Below are 7,137 nucleotides of genomic sequence, written 5' to 3'. Positions count from 1 at the left end.
GCCGGGCAACCCGAAGGGAAGGCATGCCAAGACGTGCCACTCCGCGTTGCACTCCTTGCATGTGCCAACGCACATGCGGCGTCGCGCGCCTTGATTGGCCCGTCTTGGCATGCCTTCGCGACCCTGGAAATAGGGTGAACACGCCCTAGGCCGCCGCAGTTGGCACGCCGCTTGCAAATCTCCACGTATTCGCCGCCGCCAGATCCTGTCTAGACAGCTTTTGGTGCATGAAACCGCTTTCGCGCACTGACAAGGGGCGAAGCGGTGCTTGATCCGGACCGCAATTCCGGGTTAACCTGTATATACAGGTGCATCGCGGGGAATGAAACTCGGCCGCACTGCTGGAATTCGCGTCTTTCGCGTCGCCGGCGAGCCGGAATTTTGAAACGCAACAGGAGAACCTGAATGGTCAAGACGGTAGCAAAGATCGCCTCGCTGATGGCGGCAGGCGCGTGCATCGCGGGCATGGCGACCAGCGCCCACGCACAGGACACCAAGATCACCCTCGGCATGTCCGGCTGGACCGGCTTCGCGCCGCTGACGCTGGCCGACAAGGCCGGGATCTTCAAGAAGAACGGCCTGGAGGTCGACCTGCGCATGATCCCGCAGAAGGATCGCCACCTGGCCCTGGCCTCCGGCGCGATCCAGTGCGCGGCCACCACGGTCGAGACGCACGTGGCCTGGAACGCCAATGGCGTGCCGATCGTGCAGATCTTCCAGATGGACAAGTCCTACGGCGCCGACGGCATCGCCGTGCGCAACGACATCAAGAGCTTCGCCGACCTCAAGGGCAAGGCCATCGGCGTCAGCGCACCGGGCACCGCGCCGTACTTCGGCCTGGCCTGGATGCTCAACAAGAACGGCATGAGCATGAAGGACGTCAAGCTGGTCTCGCTCGAGCCGCAGCCCGCCGCACAGGCCTTCGTGGCCGGCCAGAACGACGCCGCCATGACCTACGAGCCCTACCTCTCGACCGTGCGCGCCAACCCGGCCGCCGGCAAGATCCTGGCGACCACCCTCGACTACCCGATGGTGATGGACACCGTGGGCTGCGCGCCGACCTGGCTCAAGTCCAACGCCAAGGCCGCCCAGGCGCTGGCCAACTCGTATTTCGAGGCCCTCGAGATGATCAAGGCCGATCCGGCCAAGGCCAACGAGATCATGGGCGCGGCGGTCAAGCAGACCGGTGAGCAGTTCGCCAAGTCGTCGGCCAACCTGCGCTGGTCGGACAAGGCGGCCAACCAGAAGTTCTTCGCCAACGACATCGTGCCGTTCATGAAGGATGCGCAGGCGATCCTGCTGGAGTCGGGCGTCATCCGCAAGGTGCCCGACGACCTGGCCGCCACCTTCGACACCAGCTTCGTCAAGTAAACGGACGCCATCGATCATGAGCGCGACGCCTGTCATGAACCCATCCAAGCCGGTGATTCCCGCCGGGCCGGCCGCGTCCGCGGCGCCTCGCCGGCGCCGCGCGCTGGCGCCACTCGAGCCCGTCAGCGCCCGGGCGCGCTGGCTGCTCGGCGTCGGCTTCTTCGTGCTCTTCGTGGCGGTCTGGGCCTTCTTCACGCTCGGCGGCTTCGTCTCGCCGACCTTCCTGGCCAGCCCGGCCACGATGGTCAAGGAAGCCGTGCTGCTCTTCACCGAGTACAACTTCAGCTATGACATCGGCATGACGGTGTGGCGCGTGTTCGGCGGCTTCGTGCTGGCGACCGTGGTCGCGGTGCCCCTGGGCATCGCGATGGGCACCTGGAAGAGCGTCGAGGCCTTCTTCGAGCCCTTCGTCTCGTTCTGCCGCTACCTGCCGGCCTCGGCCTTCATTCCGCTCTTGATCCTCTGGGCCGGCATCGGCGAAACGCAGAAGCTGCTGGTGATCTTCATCGGCTCGGTGTTCCAGATCACGCTGATGGTGGCGGTCACGGTGGGCAGCGCGCGGCGCGACCTGGTCGAGGCCGCCTACACGCTGGGCGCCAACAGCCGCGGCATCGTCGCCCGGGTGCTGATCCCGGGTGCCGCGCCCGGGATCGCCGAGACGCTGCGCCTGGTGCTCGGCTGGGCCTGGACCTACGTCATCGTCGCCGAGCTGATCGGATCGTCCTCCGGCATCGGCCACATGATCACCGACAGCCAGGCGCTGCTCAACACCGGGCAGATCATCTTCGGGATCATCGTGATCGGCATCATCGGGCTCATCTCCGACTTCGCCTTCAAGGCGCTCAACCGCCGTCTCTTCGCCTGGAGCACCCTGTGATGAATCAGCTGTCCATTCGTGGTGTCTCGCGCACCTTCACCGGCACGCGCGGCCAGCGCACGCAGGCGCTGCTGCCGGTCGACTTCGAGGTCCGCGAGAACGACTTCGTCACCATCCTCGGCCCCTCGGGCTGCGGCAAGTCGACCTTGCTGCGCATCGTGGCCGGACTCGACTACCCGACCGACGGCCGCGTGCTGCTCGACGGCCAGACCATCGAGGGACCGGGCGCCGACCGCGGCGTGGTGTTCCAGAGCTATACGCTGTTCCCCTGGCTCACCATCGCACAGAACATCCGCTTCGGCCTGCGCGAGCGCGGCATGAGCGAGGCCGACCAGAAGGAACGCAGCGATTTCTTCATCGCCAAGGTCGGCCTGCGCGGCTTCGAGAACCACTTTCCCAAGCAGTTGTCGGGCGGCATGCAGCAGCGCACCGCGATCGCCCGCGCGCTCGCCAATGACCCCAAGATCCTGCTGCTCGACGAGCCCTTCGGTGCGCTCGACAACCAGACCCGCGTGCTGATGCAGGAACTGCTGCTGGGCATCTGGGAGTCGGCCCGCAAGACCGTGCTGTTCGTCACGCACGACATCGACGAGGCGATCTTCATGGCCAACCGCGTCGCGGTGTTCAGCGCCCGGCCCGGCCGCATCAAGACCGAGATCGCGGTCGACTTCGGTCATCCGCGTCACTACACGATCAAGACCTCGCCCGAGTTCATGGACATCAAGGCGCGCCTGACCGAAGAGATCCGCGCCGAGTCCATGGCCGCCGCCGAGCATTGATCCACGCCGCAAGAAAGACCGCATGACAGCCGCCAGCCTTCGCAAAGCCACCGACGCCCGTCGCAGCGCGCATCCGCGCGCCGCGGCCTCGACGTCTCCCGCGCTGGCGCTGTACGAGCAGATCAAGGCTTTCATCACGCACAAGATCCAGGACGGCTCCTGGACCGCCGGCCATCGCCTGCCCTCGGAGAGCGAGCTGGTGGCGCAATTCGGCGTGGCGCGGATGACGGTCAACCGCGCGCTGCGCGAGCTGGTCGAGCAGGGGCGCATCGTGCGGGTGGCCGGCGTCGGCAGCTTCGTGGCCGAGAACAAGCCGCAGTCGACCCTGCTGCAGATCGCCAACATCGCCAGCGAGATCCGCGACCGCGGCCACGACTATCGCTGCGAGTTCCTGGCCGCCGAGCGCATCGCCGCCTCGCCCGACGTGGCGGTCTGGCTCGACCTGCGGCCCGGCGAGTCGGTCTTCCATACGGTCTGCCTGCACATGGAGAACGAAACCCCGGTGCAGCTCGAGGATCGCTACGTCAACCCGCGCGTGGTGCCGGACTTTCTCGACCAGGATTTCTCGCTCGTCCCGCCGAGCGAATACCTGGTGCGCAACGTGCCGTTCGACCAGATCGAGCATGTGGTCGATGCCGTGCTGCCGACGCCCGAGCAGGCCGAGCGCCTGGCCATGCCGGTGACCGACCCCTGCCTGCTGCTCACGCGCCGCACCTGGACCCGGACCCTGCCGGTGACGGTGGTGCGCTGCCTGCATCCCGCCTCGCGCTACCGGCTCGGCAGCCGGTTCCGCGCCGACGGCAACCCTTCCTTCGGCTGAACGCGCACGCCCCATTTTCGATTTCGCGCGCACCTACTTGTATAGACAGGAGAACCCATGAACACCACCTCCCTCGACGCCGCACCGATCGTCCTCGCGCCCGGCGACGTCGACCTTGCCACGTTGCGCCGCGTGCATGCCGGCGGCGTGCAGCTTTCGCTCGATCCGTCGGCCCGCGCCGGCCTGCTCGCGGCCCAGGCCACGGTGCGCCGCATCGTCGAGGCCGGCGAGGTGGTCTACGGCATCAACACCGGCTTCGGCAAGCTGGCGCAGACCATCATTCCGCCCGAGCGCTTGGCCGAACTGCAGCGCAACCTGGTGCTGTCGCACAGCGCCGGCACCGGCGAGCCGCTGGCGGCCGGCGTGGTGCGGCTGGTGCTTGCGACCAAGGCCGTGAGCCTGGCGCGCGGGCACTCGGGCGTGCGGCCCGAGATCGTCGATGCGCTGCTGGCACTGTCGAACGCCGGCCTGTTGCCGCGCATTCCGTCGAAGGGTTCGGTCGGCGCCTCGGGCGATCTGGCGCCGCTGGCGCATCTGGCCTGCGTGCTGATCGGCGAGGGCGAGGTCACCGCACCCGATGGCGAAGTCATCGGCGGCGCCGACGCGCTGCGCCGGATCGGCATGGAGCCCTTCGTGCTCGGCCCGAAAGAAGGCCTGGCGCTGCTCAACGGCACGCAGGTGTCGACGGCGCTCGCGCTGGCCGGCCTGTTCGGTGCCGAGGACGTGTTCGCGGCCGGCCTGATGGCGGGTGCGCTGTCCCTCGAGGCGATCCAGGGATCGATCAAGCCCTTCGACGCCCGCATCCACGCGGCGCGCGGCCAGCCGGGCCAGATGGCCGTGGCCGGCGCCGTGCGCGCCTTGCTCGAAGGCAGCGAGATCCTGCCCTCGCACGCCGACTGCGGCCGGGTGCAGGACCCGTATTCGATCCGCTGCGTACCGCAGGTGATGGGCGCGTGCCTGGACAACCTTTCGCATGCGGCGCGCGTGCTGCGCATCGAGGCCAATGCGGCTTCGGACAACCCGCTGGTGTTCGACAACGGCGACGTGATCTCGGGCGGCAACTTCCACGCCGAGCCGGTGGCCTTCGCGGCCGACATCATCGCGCTCTCGGTGGCCGAGATCGGCGCCATCTCCGAGCGCCGCATGGCGCTGCTGCTCGACAGCGGCCTGTCGGGGCTGCCGCCGTTCCTGGTGCGCGACGGCGGGGTCAACTCCGGCTTCATGATCGCGCAGGTCACGGCCGCGGCGCTGGCTTCGGAGAACAAGTCGCTCGCGCATCCGGCCAGCGTCGACAGCCTGCCGACCTCGGCCAACCAGGAAGACCACGTGTCGATGGCGACCTTCGCGGGTCGCCGGCTGGGCGACATGGTCGACAACACGGCCGTGGTCGTCGGCATCGAGGCGATGGCCGCTGCGCAAGGCATCGAGTTGAAGCGCGGCTTGAAGAGCTCGCCGCTGCTCGAAGCCGAATTCGCCGCGATCCGCGAGCGCGTCGCCTTCATCGATCAGGACCGCTTCCTCGCACCGTCGATCGAAGCCATGCGCCTGTGGGCACGCCAGGGCCAATGGCCCGATGCCGTGCAAGCCATCCTGCCCAGCCACGCCTGAATCTCTTCCATCCGAACCGTCATCGAAAGGAACACCGCCATGAACGCACCCGACAAATTCCTCTCCGCCAAGACCGATCCGCGCCACGATGCGAGCCGCGTGATCCGCGCGCCGCGCGGCAGCACCCTCAGCTGCAAGAGCTGGCTCACGGAAGCCGCGTTCCGCATGCTGCAGAACAACCTCGACCCGGAAGTCGCCGAACGGCCGCAGGACCTGGTGGTCTACGGCGGCATCGGCCGCGCGGCGCGCGACTGGGCCTCGTTCGACCAGATCCTCGCGTCGCTGAAGGCGCTGAACGACGACGAGACGCTGCTCATTCAATCGGGCAAGCCCGTGGGCGTCTTCAAGACCCATGAGAACGCACCGCGCGTGCTGCTCGCGAACTCCAACCTCGTGCCGAAGTGGGCCACCTGGGAGCACTTCAGCGAACTCGACCGCAAGGGCCTGATGATGTACGGCCAGATGACCGCCGGCAGCTGGATCTATATCGGCAGCCAGGGCATCGTGCAGGGCACCTTCGAGACCTTCGTCGAAGCCGGCCGCCAGCACTACAACAACGACCTCGCGGGCAAGTGGATCCTGACSGCCGGYCTCGGCGGCATGGGCGGCGCCCAGCCGCTGGCCGCCACCTTGGCGGGCGCGGTGTCGCTCAACATCGAGTGCCAGCAGGCCAGCATCGACTTCCGCCTGCGCACGCGCTACCTCGACAAGCAGGCCAAGGACATCGACGASGCGATCGCGCTGATCAAGCAGCAYACGGCGGCGAAGGARGCGGTGTCGATCGGCCTGCTGGGCAACGCGGCCGAGATCCTGCCCGAGCTGGTCACGCGCGCCCAGGCCGGCGGCCTCAAGCCCGACCTCGTGACCGACCAGACCTCSGCGCACGACCTCGCGAGCGGCTACCTGCCGATCGGCTGGACGCTGGCGCARTGGGAGGCSGCCAAGGCCGACGCSACSCARCATCCGACMTTGCGCCGCGCCGCCGCCAAGTCCTGCGCGGTGCACGTGCAGGCCATGCTGGACTTCCAGGCCATGGGCATCCCGACCGTCGACTACGGCAACAACATCCGCCAGGTGGCGTTCGACGAGGGCGTGAAGAACGCGTTCGACTTCCCCGGCTTCGTGCCGGCCTACATCCGGCCGCTGTTCTGCGAGGGCAAGGGTCCGTTCCGCTGGGTSGCGCTCTCGGGCGACCCGGAGGACATCTACAAGACCGACGCCAAGATCAAGGAGCTGTTCCCCGACAACAAGCACACGCACCGCTGGCTSGACATGGCGCGCGAGCGCATCGCGTTCCAGGGGCTGCCGGCGCGCATCTGCTGGCTGGGGCTGGGCGAGCGCGAGAAGGCGGGGCTGGCCTTCAACGAGATGGTGAAGACGGGCGAGCTCAAGGGGCCGATCGTGATCGGGCGCGACCACCTGGACACCGGCTCGGTGGCGAGCCCGAACCGGGAGACGGAGAGCATGAAGGACGGCAGCGACGCGGTCTCCGACTGGCCGCTGCTCAACGCGCTGCTGAACACCGCAGGCGGYGCGACCTGGGTCAGCCTGCACCATGGCGGCGGCGTGGGCATGGGCTACTCGCAGCATTCGGGCGTGGTGATCGTGGCCGACGGCACCGACGCCGCGGCCAAGCGCCTCGCGCGCGTGCTGTGGAACGACCCCGCCACCGGCGTGATGCG

The 7,137-nt window shown here is 68.0% G+C and carries 6 protein-coding genes; all 6 read left to right on the top strand.

What is annotated here, in order from left to right; translation table 11 throughout:
- Positions 1–405 precede the first annotated feature (405 nt).
- Positions 406–1,371, top strand: a complete 966-nt coding sequence (locus AB4Z46_RS34855; RefSeq protein WP_442288125.1) for an ABC transporter substrate-binding protein — start codon at positions 406–408, stop codon at positions 1,369–1,371.
- 34 nt (positions 1,372–1,405) lie between these two features.
- On the top strand, positions 1,406–2,248 hold the full coding sequence (locus AB4Z46_RS34850) for an ABC transporter permease (protein WP_442288124.1): 843 nt from the start codon (positions 1,406–1,408) through the stop codon (positions 2,246–2,248).
- On the top strand, positions 2,248–3,027 hold the full coding sequence (locus AB4Z46_RS34845) for an ABC transporter ATP-binding protein (protein ID WP_442288123.1): 780 nt from the start codon (positions 2,248–2,250) through the stop codon (positions 3,025–3,027). Before AB4Z46_RS34850 ends, AB4Z46_RS34845 begins: the two co-directional genes overlap by 1 nt.
- Positions 3,028–3,049: 22 nt before the next feature.
- On the top strand, positions 3,050–3,847 hold the full coding sequence (hutC, locus tag AB4Z46_RS34840) for a histidine utilization repressor (RefSeq protein WP_442288122.1): 798 nt from the start codon (positions 3,050–3,052) through the stop codon (positions 3,845–3,847).
- A 57-nt stretch (positions 3,848–3,904) separates the two neighbouring features.
- Entirely contained in the window at positions 3,905–5,455 is a 1,551-nt protein-coding gene (hutH, locus tag AB4Z46_RS34835) for a histidine ammonia-lyase (protein ID WP_442288121.1), read from the top strand.
- A gap of 39 nt (positions 5,456–5,494) precedes the next feature.
- Positions 5,495–7,137: urocanate hydratase (gene hutU, locus AB4Z46_RS34830; RefSeq protein WP_442288120.1), on the top strand; the 1,643-nt coding region annotated here is incomplete at its 3' end.

It is taken from the genome of Variovorax sp. M-6 (genome assembly GCF_052114385.1).
Lineage (GTDB): Bacteria > Pseudomonadota > Gammaproteobacteria > Burkholderiales > Burkholderiaceae_C > Variovorax.
The sequence above is the reverse complement of the archived record's forward strand: the minus strand, read 5'-3'. Positions and strand labels throughout refer to the sequence as shown.

What these genes read in the sequence shown, in the direction of transcription:
- hutC (WP_442288122.1), top strand. Translation starts at nt 3,050, where the DNA reads ATGACAGCCGCCAGCCTTCGCAAAGCCACCGACGCCCGTCGCAGCGCG.
- hutH (WP_442288121.1), top strand. Translation starts at nt 3,905, where the DNA reads ATGAACACCACCTCCCTCGACGCCGCACCGATCGTCCTCGCGCCCGGC.
- AB4Z46_RS34855 (WP_442288125.1), top strand. Translation starts at nt 406, where the DNA reads ATGGTCAAGACGGTAGCAAAGATCGCCTCGCTGATGGCGGCAGGCGCG.
- AB4Z46_RS34845 (WP_442288123.1), top strand. Translation starts at nt 2,248, where the DNA reads ATGAATCAGCTGTCCATTCGTGGTGTCTCGCGCACCTTCACCGGCACG.
- AB4Z46_RS34850 (WP_442288124.1), top strand. Translation starts at nt 1,406, where the DNA reads ATGAACCCATCCAAGCCGGTGATTCCCGCCGGGCCGGCCGCGTCCGCG.